Annotated in this window: 21 protein-coding genes and 1 other RNA gene; 8 read left to right on the top strand and 14 right to left on the bottom strand. The window is 67.4% G+C overall.

What is annotated here, in order from left to right:
- Positions 1-62: 62 nt before the first annotated feature.
- Genes B7495_RS11590 through xseA form a run of 4 tightly spaced genes read right to left on the bottom strand, consistent with a single transcriptional unit; the run spans position 63 to position 2,877 of the window.
- A complete protein-coding gene (locus B7495_RS11590) occupies positions 63-707 on the bottom strand; it encodes a carbonic anhydrase (RefSeq protein WP_088456700.1) in 645 nt (214 codons plus the stop codon).
- Positions 704-1,381, bottom strand: coding sequence for a DUF4245 domain-containing protein (locus tag B7495_RS11585; protein WP_088456699.1), 678 nt, complete (start codon positions 1,379-1,381; stop codon positions 704-706). The genes B7495_RS11590 and B7495_RS11585 overlap by 4 nt, the downstream gene beginning before the upstream one ends.
- A complete protein-coding gene (locus B7495_RS11580; RefSeq protein WP_088458066.1) occupies positions 1,378-1,626 on the bottom strand; it encodes an exodeoxyribonuclease VII small subunit in 249 nt (82 codons plus the stop codon). Before B7495_RS11580 ends, B7495_RS11585 begins: the two co-directional genes overlap by 4 nt.
- Positions 1,627-1,650: 24 nt before the next feature.
- On the bottom strand, positions 1,651-2,877 hold the full coding sequence (gene xseA / locus B7495_RS11575) for an exodeoxyribonuclease VII large subunit (RefSeq protein ID WP_240632223.1): 1,227 nt from the start codon (positions 2,875-2,877) through the stop codon (positions 1,651-1,653).
- A 102-nt stretch (positions 2,878-2,979) separates the two neighbouring features.
- Between xseA and B7495_RS11570 the strand changes: the two genes are divergently transcribed.
- Positions 2,980-4,020 (top strand): 4-hydroxy-3-methylbut-2-enyl diphosphate reductase, encoded by a 1,041-nt coding sequence (locus tag B7495_RS11570; protein ID WP_088458064.1) that lies wholly within the window; start codon positions 2,980-2,982, stop codon positions 4,018-4,020.
- A gap of 18 nt (positions 4,021-4,038) precedes the next feature.
- Here the strand turns inward: B7495_RS11570 and B7495_RS11565 are convergent, their stop codons facing one another.
- Positions 4,039-4,638 carry a DUF6264 family protein gene (locus tag B7495_RS11565; protein ID WP_121678487.1) on the bottom strand — a complete coding sequence of 200 codons (600 nt, stop codon included), beginning with the start codon at positions 4,636-4,638 and terminating at the stop codon, positions 4,039-4,041.
- 18 nt (positions 4,639-4,656) lie between these two features.
- Positions 4,657-5,682, bottom strand: coding sequence for a class II fructose-bisphosphate aldolase (gene fbaA, locus B7495_RS11560; RefSeq protein ID WP_088456697.1), 1,026 nt, complete (start codon positions 5,680-5,682; stop codon positions 4,657-4,659).
- A 226-nt stretch (positions 5,683-5,908) separates the two neighbouring features.
- Here fbaA and glpX point away from each other — a divergent pair, with 226 nt between their 5' ends.
- The gene (gene glpX / locus B7495_RS11555; RefSeq protein ID WP_174776216.1) at positions 5,909-6,841 is read left to right on the top strand and encodes a class II fructose-bisphosphatase; all 933 of its coding nucleotides are present in this window, start codon (positions 5,909-5,911) and stop codon (positions 6,839-6,841) included.
- A gap of 12 nt (positions 6,842-6,853) precedes the next feature.
- Here the strand turns inward: glpX and B7495_RS11550 are convergent, their stop codons facing one another.
- The 3 genes from B7495_RS11550 to B7495_RS11540 are packed head-to-tail and all read right to left on the bottom strand — an operon-like array spanning position 6,854 to position 9,209.
- Positions 6,854-7,522, bottom strand: coding sequence for a pentapeptide repeat-containing protein (locus B7495_RS11550; RefSeq protein ID WP_088456695.1), 669 nt, complete (start codon positions 7,520-7,522; stop codon positions 6,854-6,856).
- Positions 7,522-7,971 (bottom strand): nitroreductase family deazaflavin-dependent oxidoreductase, encoded by a 450-nt coding sequence (locus B7495_RS11545; protein WP_088456694.1) that lies wholly within the window; start codon positions 7,969-7,971, stop codon positions 7,522-7,524. The genes B7495_RS11550 and B7495_RS11545 overlap by 1 nt, the downstream gene beginning before the upstream one ends.
- A 5-nt stretch (positions 7,972-7,976) precedes the next feature.
- Positions 7,977-9,209, bottom strand: coding sequence for an MFS transporter (locus B7495_RS11540; RefSeq protein WP_088456693.1), 1,233 nt, complete (start codon positions 9,207-9,209; stop codon positions 7,977-7,979).
- 41 nt (positions 9,210-9,250) lie between these two features.
- On the opposite strand from B7495_RS11540, the gene prfB reads away from it, so the two are divergent.
- The 4 genes from prfB to smpB all read left to right on the top strand — a co-directional run bounded on the left by prfB (position 9,251) and on the right by smpB (position 13,106).
- Positions 9,251-10,357 carry a peptide chain release factor 2 gene (prfB, locus tag B7495_RS11535; RefSeq protein ID WP_088456692.1) on the top strand — a complete coding sequence of 369 codons (1,107 nt, stop codon included), beginning with the start codon at positions 9,251-9,253 and terminating at the stop codon, positions 10,355-10,357.
- An 80-nt stretch (positions 10,358-10,437) separates the two neighbouring features.
- Entirely contained in the window at positions 10,438-11,646 is a 1,209-nt protein-coding gene (ftsE, locus tag B7495_RS11530) for a cell division ATP-binding protein FtsE (RefSeq protein WP_088456691.1), read from the top strand.
- Positions 11,643-12,557 carry a permease-like cell division protein FtsX gene (gene ftsX / locus B7495_RS11525; RefSeq protein WP_088456690.1) on the top strand — a complete coding sequence of 305 codons (915 nt, stop codon included), beginning with the start codon at positions 11,643-11,645 and terminating at the stop codon, positions 12,555-12,557. The genes ftsE and ftsX overlap by 4 nt, the downstream gene beginning before the upstream one ends.
- A 72-nt stretch (positions 12,558-12,629) precedes the next feature.
- Complete coding sequence (gene smpB / locus B7495_RS11520; RefSeq protein ID WP_088458063.1) at positions 12,630-13,106, top strand: SsrA-binding protein SmpB; 477 nt, start codon at positions 12,630-12,632, stop codon at positions 13,104-13,106.
- 41 nt (positions 13,107-13,147) lie between these two features.
- Here smpB and B7495_RS11515 read toward each other — a convergent pair whose 3' ends face one another.
- Complete coding sequence (locus B7495_RS11515) at positions 13,148-14,221, bottom strand: HNH endonuclease signature motif containing protein (RefSeq protein ID WP_088456689.1); 1,074 nt, start codon at positions 14,219-14,221, stop codon at positions 13,148-13,150.
- The gene (locus B7495_RS11510; protein WP_088456688.1) at positions 14,218-14,745 is read right to left on the bottom strand and encodes a hypothetical protein; all 528 of its coding nucleotides are present in this window, start codon (positions 14,743-14,745) and stop codon (positions 14,218-14,220) included. The genes B7495_RS11515 and B7495_RS11510 overlap by 4 nt, the downstream gene beginning before the upstream one ends.
- Before the next feature lie 276 nt (positions 14,746-15,021).
- Between B7495_RS11510 and ssrA the strand changes: the two genes are divergently transcribed.
- Positions 15,022-15,407: a transfer-messenger RNA gene (gene ssrA, locus B7495_RS11505) on the top strand.
- A 95-nt stretch (positions 15,408-15,502) separates the two neighbouring features.
- Here ssrA and B7495_RS11500 read toward each other — a convergent pair.
- Positions 15,503-16,294 (bottom strand): class II glutamine amidotransferase, encoded by a 792-nt coding sequence (locus tag B7495_RS11500; protein WP_240632222.1) that lies wholly within the window; start codon positions 16,292-16,294, stop codon positions 15,503-15,505.
- Between the two features lie 230 nt (positions 16,295-16,524).
- On the opposite strand from B7495_RS11500, the gene B7495_RS11495 reads away from it, so the two are divergent.
- Entirely contained in the window at positions 16,525-17,673 is a 1,149-nt protein-coding gene (locus B7495_RS11495; RefSeq protein WP_166788902.1) for a YbdK family carboxylate-amine ligase, read from the top strand.
- Between the two features lie 15 nt (positions 17,674-17,688).
- Here the strand turns inward: B7495_RS11495 and B7495_RS11490 are convergent, their stop codons facing one another.
- Entirely contained in the window at positions 17,689-18,435 is a 747-nt protein-coding gene (locus tag B7495_RS11490) for a PIG-L family deacetylase (protein ID WP_240632221.1), read from the bottom strand.
- Positions 18,432-19,661, bottom strand: coding sequence for a glycosyltransferase (locus tag B7495_RS11485; RefSeq protein WP_088456685.1), 1,230 nt, complete (start codon positions 19,659-19,661; stop codon positions 18,432-18,434). The genes B7495_RS11490 and B7495_RS11485 overlap by 4 nt, the downstream gene beginning before the upstream one ends.
- Positions 19,662-19,683: the final 22 nt, after the last annotated feature.

Here is a 19,683-nt window from a genome sequence, read left to right as displayed (position 1 = left end):
TGTCCACCACGGTGTGTCATACCTTTCGATTCATGCGGGTTGCCGGTCGGTGTCGAGAGTTCCTAGACGACGCCGACGACGAGGTCAGGATCTGCGCGGCCCTCGAGGAGCCTGTAGTTCGCACCGACGATAGCCAATGTACCTTCTGCGATCGCGGCGCTGATCATCTCGGAGCGCTGCACGAGCTCCGCCACGGTGTCGCGCAGGTGTTCCCGGCCCACGGCGGATGCATCCACATCGTCGGGGTCGAGCGGACCGGTTTCGGGTCCATTGACGCGGCGCACCGCCGGCACGATCTTCTCGATGATGCTGTTGATGTGCGGCGGCAGGGCCTCGGCGTCTTCGGCTTGCGAGTCGATGGCGGCTCGGACCGCGCCGCACCTGTCGTGGCCGAGTACCAGGATCAAAGGCACCTTGAGCACCGCAACGGCGTACTCGAGTGAGCCGAGCACCGAATCGGAGATGACCTGGCCGGCGTTCCGCACGACGAACAGGTCTCCCAGGCCCTTGTCGAAGATGATCTCGGCGGCGAGCCTGGAGTCGCTGCAGCCGAACAGGGCGGCCATGGGATTCTGCACGAACGCGGTCTCGGCGCGACGGTCGACGTCCTGCCGGGGATGTTGCGGTGTGCCCGCCACGAAGCGTTCGTTGCCCGCGGCGAGGTCGTTCCAGACCTGGGCCGGTGTCAGAGTCGGTGTGTCGGTCATTCGCTGGAGCCGTTCTGTTCGGTGCCGGTCGGTTCGGTGCTGATCTGCCGGGCCACGGCGGCGGCGAGCACGGTCAGCTCTTCGTCGGTGGCGGTGCCGATCAGGAGATAGCTGCTGTCGCCGGCCTCGGTGACGAGGGCGGATTCGAAGTTGCCCCGGTCGGCGGCCGGCGCGGGATTGCGGTAGACAGCCCAGTCCAGACCGGCGATGGTGATGGTGTCGGTCGGTTCGACGTCTTCGAGCTGGTCGGCCAGCCAGGTGGGGTTGGCGTCGACGGCCTGGGTGAGCCCGATGAACTCATTCTCGGGGGTGAGCAGGCCGAGGTACCAGCTCGAGACACCGTCGTTGCCGCCCTGGCGCCACTGGGCGGCGTTGGCGCTCCAGCCGGGTGGGAGCTCGGGCACGACGAGCGGTTCCTCGACGCCGGACTGCGCCTGTTCGGCGACGCTCGTGTAGTCGACCTCGCGATTGATCGGGGTGTCGCTGCGGGGCACGATCAGCACCAGCACGATGACCGCGCCGAGGGTCGCCAACAGCGAGTAGACGAGGTTGTTGATGGTCTTGCGGGACCGGTAGTTCTTGGAGTTGGTTGCCAGCCGCCTAGCGCGTTCCTCGGCGGTCTCGGGGCGGCCGAGCTCCGCGACGACGCGCGGTGGGCGGGGACTGCGGCTCATTCCGCGGTGGCCGCGCCGCGGGCGGCGTCCAGGCGTGCTTTGGCGCCGATCAGCCATTCCTCACAGCGGGTGGCGAGGGCCTCGCCCCGCTCCCAGAGCGCCAGGGATTCCTCGAGCGTGGACGCACCCTGCTCGAGCACCGAGACGACACGGATCAGTTCGTCCCTGGCCTGCTCGTAGCTGAGCGAGTCGACCGCCGGGACGGTGCCGGCGGTGGTCGGAGTCGGGGCTGCGGACGAAGTCATGTCATCCATCCTATTTCTTTCCATCTATTTCGAGACCGCGGGCACGGTGCCAACGCCCACGGTGATGCGCAGCTCGGTGCCGGCCGGGGCCTGGTCGCTGGAGCGCAGCACGTGGCCGTCCGGCAGCTGCACGATGGCGTAGCCCCGGTCGAGGGTGCCCTGGGGGGAGAGGGCGCGCAGTTGGGAGCGCAGCTCGACCACGCTGGACCCGGCGCGTTCGAGAGTACGGTGCATCAGCTCGGTGCCGCGCGCCACGTAGCGGGTGAGGTCCTGCGAACGACTGTCGATGATCCAGTCCGCGCCGGCGAGCACCGGTCGGCTGCGCAATTGGCCGAGCCTGTCGACCTCGGTGGCGAGGATACCGGTGAGCCGGCTGCTCAGCCGCGCCCGCGCCTGCTGCACCCTGTTGAGTTCGTCGGAGACGTCGGGCACCACCCGCTTCGCCGCGTCGGTGGGAGTCGAGGCGCGGAGGTCGGCGACATCGTCGAGCAGCGGCCGGTCGGCCTCGTGGCCGATGGCGCTGACCACCGGGGTAGTGCAGGCCGCGACGGCGCGCACGAGTGACTCGTCGCTGAAGCCGAGCAGGTTCTGGAAGTCGCCGCCGCCGCGGGCGACGATGATGACGTCCACCTCGGGGTCGGCATCCAGCGCCCTGATGGCCGCGGTGACCTCACCGACCATCCGGTCGCCCTGCACGGCGGCGTGCACCACCCTGAAGTCGACGGCCGGCCAGCGCAGCTGGGCGTTGCGGAGCACGTCTTTCTCGGCGTCGGAGTCCTTGCCGGTGACCAGCCCGATGCGGTGCGGCAGGAACGGCAGCGATCGTTTGCGGGACGCGTCGAAGAGGCCCTCGGCCTTGAGCTGCGCGCGCAGGCGTTCGAGCCGTTCCAGCAGGTCGCCGAGCCCCACGTGGCGCAGCTCGAAGACCTGCATCGTGAGGGAGCCGCCCTTGACCCAGTAGTTGGGCTTGACGAGGGCGATGACCCTGTCGCCCTGCTTGAAGTCACCGGTCAGGCGGGCCTTCACCGACGACCAGACCGTGAAGCTCACCGTCGCATCCACCGAGAGGTCCTTGAGCTTGCCGTAGACGTTGCCGCCGCTGGTGCCCCACTGCACGATCTCGCCCTCCACCCAGGCGGTGCCGAGCCGTTCGATGTAGCCGCGGATCTTGTTGGAGAGCACGGCGACGGGCCAGGGGGCGTCGACGGTGGGCGGCTCGTCGCCCGCGGCGGGCATCGTGACTGCGTTCATGGGTCTCCTGGTCTGCTGAGGGCTCGCACGGTCCGTTCAGACATGCCCGCTTAGACTGTTCGGGTGAGTACCAGTACTAATGCGCCCGTGATCGGCCTTGGCATGCCCAGAATTCCCAGCCTGCGCAACAGGCTCAAGGATACCCCGGTGGTCGGGCCGAAAAAGGTGCTGCTCGCGGCCCCGCGCGGCTACTGCGCCGGCGTGGACCGGGCGGTCATCGCGGTGGAGAAGGCCCTCGAACTGTACGGGGCGCCCGTCTACGTGCGCAAGCAGATCGTGCACAACACCCACGTGGTGAGCGAACTCGAGAAGAAGGGCGCCATCTTCGTCGAAGAAGTGGATGAGGTCCCCACCGGTTCGCATATCGTCTTCAGCGCGCACGGCGTGTCGCCGGCCGTGGTCAACGCCGCCGCCGCTCGCGGCCTGTCGGCCATCGACGCCACCTGCCCGCTCGTCACCAAGGTGCACCGCGAGGCTGTGCGCTTCGCCCGCGACGACTTCGAGATCTTGCTGATCGGCCACGAAGGCCACGAAGAGGTCGAGGGCACCGCCGGCGAGGCGCCGGAGCACACGACGCTCGTCGGCAGCCCGGACGAGGCCGACACTATCGTCGTGCGCGACCCGGACAAGGTGGTCTGGCTGTCGCAGACCACGCTGAGCGTTGACGAGACCATGGAGACGGTGCGCCGGCTGCGGGCCCGGTTCCCGAACCTGCAGGACCCGCCCAGCGACGACATCTGCTACGCCACCCAGAACCGTCAGGTGGCCATCAAGAAGGTCGCCCGCGACTCCGATCTGGTGATCGTGGTGGGGTCGGCGAACTCGTCCAACTCGGTACGCCTGGTGGAGGTGGCGCTGGAGTACGGCGCGAAGGCAGCTTACCGGGTGGACTACGCCAACGAAGTGAAGCAGGAGTGGCTCGACGGCGTGAACACCGTGGGCGTCACGAGCGGAGCATCCGTGCCCGAGGAACTCGTCGAGGAACTGCTGCGCGACCTGGCCGGCGCCGGCTACGGCGACGTGGAGCAGATCAAGACCGCCGAAGAAGACCTGCTCTTCTCGCTGCCCAAGGAGCTGCGCAAAGACCTGCAGGGCAAGACCGACGCGCGTGCGCTCGGGGGCAGGGTCAGTCGACCGGAGTAGTCGGTGGCTGGCCGGGCCTTACGGCTGGCTGAGGTACTCGAGCAACGCCGGGTCACCGGCGAGCACGACGGCCACGGCCGCGACCAGCAGGACAAACGCGACGACGCCGCCGATGATCGGAACGTAGAACGCGCGTCGGCCGCGCAGCAGCAGCAGGATCGACGAGACGGCTGCGGCCACCCAGACGACGGCCTGGCCGATGCTGCCGCCGGTGATGATCGCGGTGACGGAGTCCGTCACGGTGTACTCACCCAGTTCGGCCTGCGAATAGAGCATCGCCAGGGCCTGCGGCAGGCTGCCGAGAATCGAGATGGTGAAGTAGGCGCCGAGCAGCCCGAAGACCAGCAGGCTGATGGTGAGGGGTCGGTCCCAGGCAGGCGCCGTTCCCGGCACCGAACCTGGCGCCGCGGAGGCCGGCCGTTCGGCCGATCCCCGCGTCGCCCGGGCCGGCGTCACCGTGGTGGATGCGGCGGCAGAGGCCGCAGGAACGGGTTCGTCCTGCGGCGGCGTCCAGGTCCAGCCCTCCGGAGCCAGCTCGCCGTAGCGGGGCTGGGGGCGGTAGTCCACCGGCGGGGTGACCGCCGGGGTCTGGTCTGAAGCGTTCTCTGCCATCGTCATCCGGTGTTTTCTGTTGAACTAGCTGTTGGAGTGCCCGGCGGAACCGAGCTGGCGGGTGGCCTGGGCAACGCGTGCGGCCATGGCCGTCTCGGCAACCTTGCCCCAGGCGCGCGGGTCGTACAGCTTCTTGTTTCCGACTTCGCCGTCGACCTTGAGCACGCCGTCGTAGTTCTTCAGCATGTAGTCGGCGATGGCGCGGGTGAACGCGTACTGGGTGTCGGTGTCGACGTTCATCTTCACGACACCGTTGGCGACGGCTTCGGCGATCTCGGCATCGGTCGAGCCCGAGCCACCGTGGAAGACGAGGTCGAGGGGCAGTGCGCTGGTGCCGTACTTGGCGGCGACGCTGGCCTGGATCTCCGCAAGGAGTTCCGGACGCAGCTTGACGTTGCCGGGCTTGTAGACGCCGTGCACGTTGCCGAAGGTGAGGGCGGCCATGTAGCGGCCCTGTTCGCCGAGGCCGAGGGCCTCGATCATCTTGACGGTGTCGTCGAAGGTCGTGTACAGGTTGTCGTTGATGTCGCCCTCAACGCCGTCTTCTTCGCCGCCGACGGCGCCGATCTCGACCTCGAGGATGGCGTTGATCGCCTTGGTGCGGGTGATGATGCCCTTGGCGATCTCGAGGTTCTCGTCGAGCGCGATGGCCGAGCCGTCCCACATGTGCGACTGGAAGATCGGGTTGAAGCCATCGGCGACGGCGGTCTCGGAGGCCGAGATGAGGGGCAGGACGAAGTCGTCCAGCGCACCCTTGGGGCAGTGGTCGGTGTGCAGGGCCACGGTGACGGGGTAGTTGTCAGCAACGGCGTGCGCGAACTTGGCGAACGCGAGGGCGCCGGCGGCACGGTTCTTGACGGTGTGACCGGCGAAGTAGTCGGCGCCACCGGTGGTGACCTGGATGATGCCGTCAGAGCCGGCTTCGGTCAGGCCCTGGAGAACGGCGTTGATGGACTGCGAGGAGGAGACGTTGAATGCGGGGTACGCGAACCCCTTCGACTTGGCCTTGTTCAGCATTTCGGCGTATTGGTCTGGGGTTGCGATGGGCATTGCTTCTCCTCGAAATCGAGCGGGGGTGTCCGTCAAGTCTAGCGAGGGCTTCTGTGTGAGCGCTCGGGGTACAAGGTCCCGCTCTAGGCACGCTGGGTATGCTGGCCCCGTACCGGCGTAGTTCCGGCGCGTCCCTCAGCAACCCACATACGACCTCGAAGGACACCAATACACAGTGACTACTGAACACGATTCTCTCTACCTCCACCCCGACCGCAGCCTCGGCATGGAGCTGGTGCGGGCCACCGAAGCCGCCGCCATCCGCGCTGTGCCGTTCATCGGCCGCGGCGACAAGAACGCCGCAGACGGTGCCGCCGTCGACGCGATGCGCAAATTCCTCGGCACTGTCGATTTCGACGGCGTCGTCGTCATCGGCGAGGGCGAGAAGGATGACGCGCCGATGCTCTACAACGGCGAGCACGTCGGCAGCGGGCGCGGGCCCTCCTGCGACATCGCGGTGGACCCCATCGACGGCACCTCACTCACCGCCAACGGGCGTCAGAACGCACTGAGCATGATCGCGGTCGCCGACCGGGGCAGCATGTACGACCCCAGTGCCGTGTTCTACATGGACAAGATCGTCACCGGATGGGAGGGCCACAACGTCGTGGACCTGCGCCAGCCGATCGGCGAGAACATTCGCGCTCTGGCCAAGGCCAAGGGCAAGGATGTGTCCGACATGACCATCGCCATCCTCGACCGGCCGCGGCACGCCGGCCTGATCGAAGAGGTGCGCGCGGCGGGCGCCGGCACCCGGTTGATGCTCGACGGCGACGTGGCCGGCGGCATCAACGCGGCCATCACCGAGACCCGGATCGACATGTGCGTCGGCATCGGCGGCACCCCGGAGGGCATCATCACCGCCTGCGCGTTGAAGGCGTTGGGCGGTTTCATCCAGGCGAAGCTGCACCCCAAGGACGACGACGAGGCCCAGCGGGCCATCGACGCCGGCCACGACCTTGACCGCATCCTGGGCGTGAACGACCTCGTCACCAGCGACAACACCTATTTCGTCGCCACCGGCGTCACCGACGGCCAGCTGGTCGGCGGGGTGCGCAAGATGGGGCCGAAGATCCGCACCGAGAGCATCGTGTTGCGCGGCAGTACCGGCACCATCCGCCGGGTCGTGGCCGAGCACCTTGCCGAGAAGTGGCTCTAGAGAGCCCTACTTTTATTCAACGAGGATGCCCAGCTGCGCCGCGAGCAACGGAGCGAGCAGCGCGAGCTGGGCGTCGTCGATGGTGGCGCCCCTGAGCCCTTCCAGGCTGTGGATGGCCGAGAAGTCGCTGGAGCGCAGGTCCACGTCGGTCAGCCGTGCGCCGGCCACGTCGAGGGTGCCGATCCGACAGTCGCGGAGTTCCAGCCGTTGCACGGTGGCCCCGGAGAGGTCGAGCTCGTCGATGATGCAGTTGGAGATGAGCACGTCGGTGAGGGTGGCGTTGCGCAGGTTGATGAAGTCCAGCTTCGACCCGTCCAGCTGAACGCTGCGCAGGCTGGAGTCGTAGAGCTCGACCGAGCCGAGCCTGGAGTGCTCGATGCGCACGTCCCGCCAGCTCGATCGTGGCGCGCTGAACACGGCCGCGTGCAGTTCGGTGGCGACGCACTCGTTCCAGGTGCTGCCGCGCAGCACCGTGGTATTCAGGTCGACGCCGTGGAACTCACACTCCGCGAACCGGGTGCCGGTGAAGTCCCGGCCGGAGAAGTCCACCCGGCTGTAGCGTTCGGCCTCACGGTCGTCACCGCGGCCCACCAGCGCGCCGTCGTTGTCGAGCAGGTTCTCGAGCAGGATCCGGTCCAGCTGGGGTCCGCGCCGCTTCGACCGGGCCGGTGGCTTGGCCACTAGGAGGCCCGCTCGGCGACGGGTTCGAGCAGGAACACCGGGATGACCCGATCGGTCTTGACCTGGTAATCGGCGTAGTCGGGGTACGCCAGAACGGCCCGCTCCCACCAAAGGGCCTTCTCGTCGCCGGTGATCTCCCGGGCGAGCATGTCGCGTCGCACCGGACCGTCCTGCACCTCGACGAGCGGATGCGCGAGCACGTTGGCGTACCAGACCGGGTTCTTCGGGCTGCCGCCGAGCGACGCCACGGCGGCGTAACGGCCGTCGTGTTCGACGCGCATGAGCGGAGCCTTGCGGATCTTGCCGGATTTGGCGCCGAGGGTGCTCAGGACGATCACGGGCATCCCGCGCATGGTGGTGCCCTTGGTGCCGGCGGAGGTCTCGTAGAGTTCGACCTGGTCGCGGACCCACTTCTCGGGGCTGGGCTCGTACTCTCCGTGCAGGGGCATGCTGGCTATCTTTCTCTCGGGGGAAAACGGGGGTGGCGCGGGGCGTACCGCGGAATGTAGCGCCAGAGCACGCCGGCTCCCACCAGGCCCACCACTCCCATCACAGCACTGGCCACCGACAGCGACAACAGCGCGATCATGGCGGCGACGGCCAGGGGAGCGGCGGCGCTGCCGAAGTCGGCGGTGAACCGCCAGGCGCCCAGGAACGGGGCCGGGCCGCCGGCCGGCGCCAGGTCGGCGCCCAGGGTCATCAGCAATCCGCTGCCGATACCGTTGGCCACGGACAGGAACATCGCCACGGCGATGAACCACGCCACGTTCTCGGGCAGATCGTGGGTGAACGCGAGGGCGAGCATGCCGACCCCCAGTCCGGTCATCGACGGGATCGCGGTCCACATGCGCCCGAAGCGGTCCATGATCTGGCCGCTGGCATAGAAGAGCGCGAAGTCGATGCCGCCGGCGATGCCGATGATGAGGGCGGTGTCGGGTTCGTTGATGCCGATGCTGACCGCCCAGAGCGGCAGCAGCACCGTGCGGGTGGCCCGCATCGCACCGACCAGCCCCGCGCCGGTGCCCAGCCGCAGCAGCACGCCCCGGTAGCGCCAGATGGTGCTGAACAGTCCCGCGGTCTCCGCGACGGCGACGGGAGCAGGCTTCGCGAAGGTAATCGTCGGATCCGGCAGCAGCATCAGCACGACGGCGGCGGCCACGCAACAGACGATGAACACCCAGAAGACGGCGGTGGTGCTGCCGGTGAGGTGGATGACCCCGGCGGCCAGGAACGGTCCGACGAACCAACCGGCGCGGAAGACGCCGCCGAGGGTCGACAGCGCCCTGGCCCGGTAGGCCACGGGCACGTAGCTGGTCATGAAGGCATGGCGGGCCAGAGCGAACACGGCCGTGGCCAGGCCGATCAGGAAGATGCCCACCAGCAGCACGACCGGGTTGGGGGCGACGATGCAGACCAGCACGGCGATGATCGCCAGCAGCGACGCCCCGATCATCGAGTTGCGTTCGCCGATGCGGGACACTATCGCGCCGCTGGGGATGTCGCCGACGAGTTCACCGACCATGACCATGGCCGCGATGAAACCGGCGAAGGCCAGCGACGCGCCGAGGCCGTCCGCCACCAGGGGGATGAGCGGGATCATCGCACCCTCGCCGATGGAAAAGAGCAGCGTGGGTAGAAACGCGGCCAGAGCCACTCCCCGGAGGCTGAAGGGGCGCTCGGTGCTCATCCGTTCGATGTTACCTCTCGCCCGGTAGGCTGGATTCCACAATGATTGAGCTGGATTTCTCTGAGCAGATCGCCGCGCTGCGGGCCACGTTTGACGACATCCGGTCGGTGATCGACATCGACAGGCTGAAGCTGGACATTGCCGAGTTGAGCGACCAGGCGGGTGCCCCCGACCTGTGGAACGACTCCGAGCACGCCCAAAAGGTGACCAGCGAGCTCAGCCACCGCCAGAGCGAGCTCAAACGCATCGACAGCATCGAGTCCCGCCTCGACGACCTCGAGGTGCTCGTGGAGCTGGCCAACGCCGAGGGCGACCAGGAATCGGCCGATGAGGCCACGGCCGAACTGCGCAGCGTGCAGAAGGTCCTCGGCGACCTCGAGGTGCACACCCTGCTCAACGGTGAGTTCGACCCCAACCCTGCCGTGATCACCATCCGGGCCGGGGCCGGTGGCGTGGACGCCGCCGACTTCGCCGAGATGCTGTTGCGCATGTACCTGCGGTGGGCCGAGCAGCACGATTACACCACCAACGTTCTCGACGTGAGCTACGCCGAAGAGGCCGGCATCAAGTCCGCCACGTTCGAGGTGAACGCGCCGTACGCGTTCGGCACCCTCAGCGTCGAAGCCGGCACGCACCGGCTGGTCCGGATGAGCCCGTTCAACTCCGCGGGCAAGCGCCAGACCTCCTTCGCCGCCGTCGAGGTGGTCCCGCTGATCGCCCAGGCCGAGGCCGTGGAGATTCCCGACAACGACATCCGCGTCGATGTGTTCCGCTCCAGCGGCCCCGGCGGGCAGTCGGTGAACACCACAGACTCCGCCGTGCGCATCACCCACCTGCCCACCGGACTGGTGGTGAGCTGCCAGAACGAAAAGAGCCAGATCCAGAACCGCGCGGCGGCGATGCGGGTGCTGGCGTCCAGGCTGTTGTTGCTGCAGCGTGAGCAGGAGGCGGCCACCAAGAAGGAGTTCGCCGGAATCATCACCGCGAGCTGGGGTGACCAGATGCGCAGCTACGTGCTCGCGCCGTATCAAATGGTCAAGGACCTGCGCACCGAGTACGAGGTCAACAACCCGTCCAACGTGTTCGACGGTGACCTGGACGGATTCATCGCCGCCGGCATCCGCTGGCGCAAGACCCCCACCGACTAGGCGTGTCAACCTTTGGACTTGCTGCTTGAGGCATGTCGCAAGTAGGTAAATCCCGGATGGCTGCCTAGGCTCGAAACGCCATGATCCGATTTGATCACATCACCAAGAAATATCCCGGTACGAACCGACCGGCCCTGAACTCAATCGACGTCGAAATTCTTCGCGGCGAGTTTGTCTTCCTGGTCGGGGCTTCGGGCTCGGGAAAGTCGAGCTGCCTTCGCCTGATGTTGAAGGAGGAGAAGCCGTCCAGCGGAAGCATTCACGTGCTCGGCCAGGATCTGCGCTCCATCTCCAACCGCAAGGTGCCCTACTTCCGTCGCAACCTCGGGGTGGTCTTCCAGGACTTCCGTCTGCTGCCGAACAAGACCGTCTACGACAACGTCGCGTTCAGCCTGCAGGTCATCGGTAAGTCCCGTGGGTACATCCAGGAAGCCGTGCCCGACACCCTGCAGATGGTGGGCCTGGCTGAGAAGGCGCAGCGTCTGCCACACGAACTCTCCGGTGGTGAGCAGCAGCGCGTGGCCATCGCCCGAGCGATCGTGAACAAACCGCAGATCGTTCTCGCCGACGAACCGACCGGAAACCTCGACCCCACCACCAGTGCGGAGATCATGTCGCTGCTGGCCCGGATCAACGCCGGCGGCACCACCGTGATCATGGCCACGCACGAGGCCGGCATCGTCGACAAGATGAAGCGCCGCGTGATCGAACTCTCCGCGGGCCAGATCGTGCGCGACGAGCGTCAGGGCGGCTACGCCACGGCGGCCATCCCGATGGTGCTGCCCCCCGGCGAGCGGGCCGCGTCGAGGTCCTCGCGGATGCCGGCCACGGGCTCCGCCCCGGCCACGCCGCTGACCCACCCCGCGCCGGAGGTGCTGCCCCAGGAGGTGGCATCGGCCGAGGTCGAGGCCGCCGCGGTTGCGGTGAGCACCGCGCTGCCGGTAGAGCCGACGCCCGAACCGGCACCGGCGATCGAACGGGCCGAGCCCCTGTCGGTCGTGGCTTCCACCCCATTGGTCCCTGTCGTGGCGCCCATCCCGCCGGTTCCGGTCATGGCCGAGCAGCCCGCAGCGGTTGACCGTCAGCCGGAAACCCCTCAGCCGGAACCCGACCAGCAGGCCGCTGCGCCGCCGGTCGAGCAGCCGACCTCCACGATGTCCAGGCCGGTGCTCCCGGTCACCCAGCACGACGAACCAGAACAGCTCACCCTGGCCGAGAAGCTAGGCCTGCGGGCTCCGGGCGAAAAGGCCGATCCCACCAGTGAGCAGAACGTAGGACCCACCCGATGAGACTCGGACTTGTGCTTTCCGAAGCATCCAACGGCCTGCGCCGCAACGCCTCCATGGTCGTCTCGGTCGTGCTGGTCACCTTCATCTCGCTCACCTTCGTGGGCGCGGCGATCCTGATGCAGATGCAGATCGGCCAGATGAAGAACTTCTGGTACGACCGCGCACAGGTGGGCATTTACATGTGCACCGCCATCTCGCCGGGGGAGACCTGCACCGCAGGCGAAGCCTCCCAGGAGCAGATCGACTCGGTGCAGGCGCAGCTGGAGTCCCCGACCCTGGCAACCTTCATCGACAAGTACTACTTCGAGACGCACGAGCAGGCGTTCGAGAACTTCAAAACGCAGTTCGCGGGCAACCCCGTGGCCGACTACGTGACAGCCGAACAGCTCAACCAGACCTTCTGGGTCAACCTCAACAACCCCGAGGACTCCGAAGTGCTGGTCGAGAGCCTGTCCGGCGTCGCCGGGGTCGAGAATGTCGCCGATCAACGCAAGTACCTCGATCAGATTTTCTCGGTGCTGAACGTGGCCAGCTATACAGCCATCGGCATCGCATCGTTGATGCTCGTGGCGGCGGCCCTGCTGATTGCCACGACCATCCGGCTGTCGGCGTTCTCCAGGCGCAAGGAGTTGGGCATCATGCGACTGGTGGGTGCGTCGAACCGATTCATCCAAACGCCGTTCATCCTCGAGGGTGTCTTCGCGGCGCTGCTGGGTTCACTGCTGGCCGGTGGGGCGATCGTGGCGATCGTGCACTACTTCGTGCAGGGCTACCTGGGTGCCAGTCTCACTGGCTTCGCCCTGGTCGGCCTCGATGACGCGTTCACCGTGGTGCCGATCCTGCTGGTGCTCGGTGCGGCGCTGGCCGCGGCGTCGGCCAACTTCGCGATCACCCGCTATCTGAAGGTCTGATCAGATCCACTAGACTGATGGGCTGCCCGGCGGATGCCTGGGCGCTTCACTGAACCGATCGAGGAGAATGCCGTGCCCAGGGAAAAAGGCGAGAAGGTCGTCGCGACCAATCGCAAGGCGCGCCACGACTACCTCATCGAGGATACGTACGAGGCCGGAATGGTGCTCAGCGGCACCGAGGTGAAGTCCCTCCGCGCCGGACGGGCGTCCCTCGTCGACGGCTACGCGTTCATCGAGTCCGGGGAGGCCTGGCTGGATGCCGTGCACATTCCGGAGTACACCGCCGGCACCTGGACGAACCACCCGCCCCGTCGCAAGCGCAAGCTGCTGCTGCACAAGGCGGAGATCGTCAAGATCAGCCACAAGACCAAAGAGGGCGGCTACACCCTGATTCCGCTGAAGATCTACTTCAGCGACGGCAAGGCCAAGGTCGAGATCGCGGTGGCCAAGGGTAAGAAGGAATACGACAAGCGGCAGACCCTGCGCGAACGCCAGGACAAGCGCGAGTCCGACCGAGCCATCTCCGCCCGCCGCAACCTCGGCGACTAGCCAGCCCCGACCCGCCCCGAGTCGCCCGCTCAATCTGGCCGCTACTCGTCTTGTGGTCGGGTCTTCGGGTCGTGCGCCCGGTGTTTTCCGGGTGTGCGCCATGTCCCGGACGGGTCGACCCAGTGCGGGGCCATCACTCGCGGCCGCCCGCCGACCATCCGGATTCTCCACCCGCCGCTGTCGATGGTGTGGTGGTGGTACCAGCACAGCAATACCCCGTTGGAAGCATGGGTTTTCCCACCGACCTGCCACGGCACCACATGGTGTACTTCGGTCCACTGGGGTGGGCAGTCGCAGCCCGGGATGATGCAGCCACCGTCTCGGGCGGTGATCATTTTGCGTTGCATCGGGGAGAAACAACGGGCTTTGGAGCCCAGGCCGAGGACGGCACCGGCCCTGCCGAAGACGACGGGCTGGAAGCCGCCGTTGTCGATCATCTGCGTAATGGTCTTCATCGAGACCGGCCCGTCGACGCCGTCGATCCAACCGACGCCGGCGTCCTTGAGGAGGTCGGCCGCGTTCACATGCACCATCACCGTCGGTGGCATGCCGCCCATGGTCGGGGTGCGGGGGTCTTGGGCGACCTGCACCAGGATGCCGCGGAGAATATCGGCGCGCTTCTCCCCGCCGGTGCGTTCGTCGATCAGCTCGCCGGGCACGAGTTCGCCGGCTTCGATGCGTTGCTGTTCCTGTGCGGACGGGAACCGCGGTGCGGAGCGGGCGGATTGGAAGGTGTTGAACAGGTTCTGGATGACACCCTTGAGGTCCGGGGTCACGCCGCCACGCAGCGGGTAGAGGTCCCGGGTGAGCTCGCCGAAGGATATGGTGGATTTCGCTTCAACCGTGGTCGCGTTCGGGGCGGCCCCGTCGGGGTTTAGTAGCGCCTGCATCCGTGCCGCCAGGGACCGCAGATCATCGGCCGGATAGGTGAACCCCTCCGAATCGCGACGCCGCAGAATCGGACCGGTGCACCGGATGTCGCTGTCGCCGGGGCCGCGGGTGCGAGCGAAGACCGACCCTGTCGCCCGCTCGACGAGGCCGAGCTCGGCGGATTCGACGTCGGCCTGGTCGGCATCGAAGCGGCCGTGCACCTTATAGTCGGCCAGCCCCTTCACGATCGTCTCCGCCGCATCGATCCCCAATTCCCCGGGCGCATCGCGGCCGCCACCGCGGGGAACTCCGGCTCCAGCACCTGGCCGGCCAGCATCCTCTGGGCCACCTTCTCACCCAGCGCCAGGCGCCGTTTCATCTCCTGCCGAGACGCCGCCGCGCCAACCCGGGCCGCGTCCACGGGCCGGCCGGCATTCTCGACCGTCTGGGTGAACGTCACCACCTCCGCGTCACTGAGCGAGTCGAGGTCGGTCGACTCCAGAACGGCCTGCACCATCCCCGCGGCATCCGCGAGGACCCGGAGCTTTTCACCGAAGGCGCCGGTGAACGCACGCTGCACCCCCGGGATCGCCGACGGATCCCGCCACTCCGGCTTGCCCTCACCGCCGAACTGAGTGTCGGCGGTGCCGCTCACGCTGCCGGCATCCGGTGCCGGCCCGGCCAGGCCGGTGTTCCAGTCGTGGAGATTGGAGCCGGTGGGAGAAGTTCCCGTCGGTGCGGGGGAGCCTGGAGCCAGCTCGTCGTCCATACGCCCATTATCTCATAAATCGTAGAAGTATGCGAGAATTTGTCATGAATCTGTAGGCCAGGTATCGGAAACATTTTCGCTAGACGGCGCGTTGTCGATGACGGCATGCGGCATCCGTCGCTACCGGGGTGGCGCGAAAGTGTTGTATCCTGAAAGGCCGTGGTGGTGAGCTGCAATGTTCGCCACTGCGGTTCTGGAAACAGGATTGGTAACTCAACAGCGTGTGACAACAACCGCGTTCTGCGCAACTCATTCGAGTCGGCAGCACGTGAACATGGGGATGATCGGTTTCGACATTGCCTGCGTAACTGTGAGAAGCGGGTCGAGGATGCAGGGTTATCTCGTAAACGATCTCTGCAAAACAATAAGTGCCAATTCAAACCGCACTGTCTCGCGTTCCGCTTTCGCCCTCGCGGCCTAAGTAGAACCACATTGAGACCGTCAGACCGGGAATGCTCTCTACTCGGATCCTGACGTCATTTAGAGAGATTGCTCCTATCCTGAGCCTCGGGGTATAGGGGGACTCAAACGAGGGCTGGGCTCGTCGGATCAGCTGCCAGTGGCAAGTTCCGGAGCCGAGTAGAACGCCTTCACTGGATACACCCGTAGAAGAAACATGACCACAGCAATGGACCGGGGTTCAATTCCCCGCATCTCCACCATTGGGTTGTTGCCACACGCTGTTGACCACCAACATGCAAAACGCCACCTCTCGAGGTGGCGTTTTGTGTATTCAGGAGCGGCCGGCCCGACGTGGTCAGTCGACCAGGAAGGGCTGATGCCGATACCCGTCCATTTCGAGAATGAGTGCGGACGATTCCGGTACCTCGACGAAGGCGCCGGGCAGGTCGTTGAGCGGCTCGGACACCACGACCTTCGCATGATCACCGAAGGCGGCCAGCCGCTCCTGGTCGGGGTACATCTGGCGGAGCGTGCGGATGTCCGCCGAATGAAACAACGTGCGCGTGCGTCCCTGGGTCGAGTAACGGAAGGCCCACAAGGTGGTGCCGTCGGAGACGGCGACGGTGCCCTGCCAGGGAAAACGCACATCGTGATCGTGGCCGACAGACTCGACGGTGCGAATGGCGCGCCCGATGGCATCGATAGGGTCATCACGGAGCCCGTAGGTCAGCGCGAGGTGAAAGAGCACCTCTGAGTCCGTCGTGCCGAGCACGTTCGGGTACAGCGACGGGTCGATCGCCAACGTCAGGTCGCGCCTGAGCTCGCGCCACCCCGCAATGGCGCCGTTGTGCATGAACATCCAGTTCTGATAGCGATACGGATGGCAGTTCGTCTGCTGGATCGGCGGTGCGGTTGCCGCGCGAACATGGGTGAAGAAGAGCGGGCTGGTGAGAGCCCTGGTGAGCTCGCTCAGGTTCGCGTCGTTCCACGCGGGTTCGATGCTGTGGAACAGCGCCGGTGCGGTGCCCTTCGGGGCTCCCGTGGGGTACCAGCCGAAGCCGAAGCCATCCCCGTTCACCGTCTCGGCCCCGAGCGGGGAGTTCAGCGATTGCGCGACTATCGAGTGCTTAGCGTCGAGCACGATCATTGAGGGTTGCAGGGGTTCCCCGAGGTACGCCAGCCATCTGCACATCCGTCCATCTCCCATCCGGCACCGCCGCGGTGGCGCGCACGCGACCATTGTGCACCCGTCCACCGAGGGCGGTCCGGTTCCCCCAACAGGGTGATGCAAGACCCTTGACCGCCATCCGGCTACAGGTCACACTCGTCGCAGACGGTTCACACTGTCGTGATCCGACGGCGACGGAAGAGGTCAACGTGGCTACGTTTGGCATCGAAGAGGAGTTCCAATTCCTCGATCCTGACACCCTGTTCCCCGTGGATGTGGGCGCCCAGGCCTTCGAGCACCTGTCGACGATGCCCGAATGGCAGGGCGTGACGCACCGGGAGTTCCTGGCCTCCCAGATCGAGCACGCTTCGGCGGTGTTCGAAGAGATGGACGACGCTCACACGGCCATGACGGGCTTTCGACGCGCGGTCGCCGACCAGGCGGCCGAACTCGGTGTGATCGTGGCGAGTGTCGGCACCCCGCCCGACACGACGGCGTTCCCCACGATCACCGACACCGAGCGCTACCAACGAATCGTGCGCACCATGGACGCCGTGATCGCCGACCATCAGGTGAGCGGTCTGCACGTGCACGTCGGCATCCCAAGCCGGGAGGCCGGGGTGATCGTCCTGAATGCGGTGCGGCCCTGGTTGCCGCTCTTCACGGCCATCGCCGCGAACTCGCCGCTGTGGCGGGGGCAGGACACCGGGCATGACAGCTGGCGCACGGTGTTGCTGCGCCGGTGGACGACTTCGGGCTGCCCGCCGGCCTTCCTCGACGCCGCGGACTACGACCGACGCATCGCACGACTGCTGGGCATCGGCGGCACCGTCGACCTGGGTGTGATCATGTGGGATGTACGGCTCTCGGAGCACCTGCCCACGATCGAGTTCCGGGTGGCAGACGCACAGCTCGATGCGCAGACCACGCTGTTCATCACCGCGTTGTGCCGGGCGTTCGTGGCACATTCACTCGGGGTGCCGGCCGCGCAGGCCGCCGCCGCGAGCGCATCCGCCCAGATGCCCTCCGAACTCCTCTCCGCTGCCCTGCTGCACTCGGCCCATCACGGGATGGACCGGCAGGTCTTCGATCCGCTGCGCGGCGGGCTGGCCCCGGCTCACGGCTGCCTCCGCCGATTCGTGCGGATGCTCGAGCCCGAGCTCGTAGAACTGGGCGACGTCGAACTGGTGCGAGAGGCGGTGGCCCGGCTCAGAGTCGACGGCACCGGTGCGGCACAGCAGCGTGCCGCCTTCAGCCGGGGCGGCCGGCCCGAGCTGCGCCGGCTGCTCACCAGGACGTTGACCCCGGCTCGGCGCGCCGAGAGGGTGACGGTGGCCGCTGGAGCGATCCTCGGCTGAGGACGCTCGCCATGGTCAGACGGCGGGGTGTGGGTGCAGCCGCAGGCCGGCGGAGGTGCCGATCGCCTCGCGCTGACCGCCGGAGTGCACGATCTCGGTGCCGTGCACGGTGAGCTGGCTTGCGTGCGCGCGCAGCGCATCCGTCACCACCGCGAGGTGCTGGGGCAGATCGAACCATTCTTCGTCACCCGCGGGTGCCTCGAGGACCTCGGCGAAGGCGGTGCCGGTGGCCGTGGTCGCGGCGCGGGCGGCATCGTGGGCGCGCACGTGGTCGGGATGCCCGTAACCGCCGCCGTCGTCGTAACTGATCACCAGGGACGGCCGCAGCCGCACAATCAGGGCCGCGATGTCGGCCGTGACCTCGGCCAGCGGCGCCACCGAGAGGGCGTCGTCGGCGGCGTCGTCCGCCGGCCCGGCCAGGCCGGGCCGAATCCAGACCATGCCGGAGTCGCGGTAGCGGCGGGGCTCGAGGCCGTCGACCCTGGCGGGCGGCTCACCGAGCCAGAACCGTTCGGTGATGCCCAGGATGCCGGTGGCCCGTTCGAGCTCCAGTTCCCGTTCGCGCGCCAGCTCCTCGGTGCCGGCCAGGGCCGTGAGCGGACCGTCGACGACCTCGCCGCGTTCGCCCCGTGAGCAGGTGAGCAGGAACACCCGGCTGCCCCTGGCGACGACCTCGGCGATGAGTGCGCCGGTGGAGATGGTCTCGTCGTCGGGGTGGGCGTGCACGAACAGCACCGACCGCTGGCCGTCGAGCAGGCTCACGCGCAGACCGATACCGGCAGCAGGGCGCAGTAAACGTCGAGCAGGGACGCGGCGGAGCGCGACCAGTCGAAGGTCTCGGCGCGCGCGCGGGCCGCCAGCGACAGGCGCCGCGCCAGGGCGGGGTCCGCGAGCACGTCGGTGAGCGCATCCGCCCAGACCTGCGGGTCGCGCGACTCGATGAGCAGACCGGTGTCGCCGTCGAGCACAGCTTCGCGCAGTCCGCCCGTGCCCTGGGCGACGACGGGAACACCGCTGGCCGCGGCCTCCAGGGCCACCAGGCCGAAGGTCTCGGAGTGTGAGGGAACCAGCACCACCCGGGCGCCGCGGAGCAGGGCCGCCAGGTCGACGCGGGACCGCGGACCGACGAAGCGCACCCCGTTCTCAATGCCGTGCCGGGCCGCGAGCCGGTTCAGCTCATCGATGTAGCCGTCGTAGTCGGCCGAGGCGTCACCCGCGATCACGAGCTCCGGCCTCAGGTGAGCCGGCACGGCGGCGATGGCCTCGATGGCCAGGTCGAGGCCCTTGAGCGGCTGGAGGCGCCCGGCGACCACCGCGTAGCCGCGGTCCGATGGCGTGGCCCGGTCCGCTCCGGCTGCTGCGGGCGCGACGGGATGGAAAAGGGACCCGTCCACGCCGGGTGGGACTATCGCGATGCGGTTCATCGACCCGCCGAGCCGACGCACGACGGTGTCGGCCTCGGCGGCGCTCACGGCCACGATCAGGTCCGATTCCCGGGCCAGCCAGGCTTCGCCGGCCATCCGCCCGCCGGATTCGGGCCGCTCGCCCGCCGACAGCGGGGTGGCCTCGTCGGCCGCGATGGAGTGGAAGCTCTGTACGTGCGGCACGCCCAGCTCGCGGGTCAGTGGCAGCATCGCCATGCCGGAGAACCAGTGATGCGAGTGGATGACGTCCCACGGACCCAGCGCGGCGGCCTGCGCACGGAATTCGTCGATGAACCCCTCGTGGTCGCCCTTGGGCACCGAGCGGAGCGGTCCGGCGTCGAGGTAACGCAGGGTGACGCCGGCGCCCAGGCTCCGGGCGGCGGGCATCTCGGGGGAGGACCGTCGGGTCAGGATCTCCACCTGGTGGCCCAGCGCGGCCATGGCCTCGGCCTGGTGCCGCACCACGACATTCATGCCGCCGGCGTCCCCCGAACCGGGCTCGGCACCGGGGGAGGTGTGCAGGGAAACCAGGGCGATACGCAGGGGATCTGTAACAGGGGACACTACAGAATCTTATGACACCGGG

It is taken from the genome of Cryobacterium sp. LW097 (genome assembly GCF_002205495.2).
Taxonomy (GTDB): Bacteria; Actinomycetota; Actinomycetes; order Actinomycetales; family Microbacteriaceae; genus Cryobacterium; species Cryobacterium zongtaii.
This window is presented reverse-complemented; position numbering and strand designations above follow the sequence as displayed.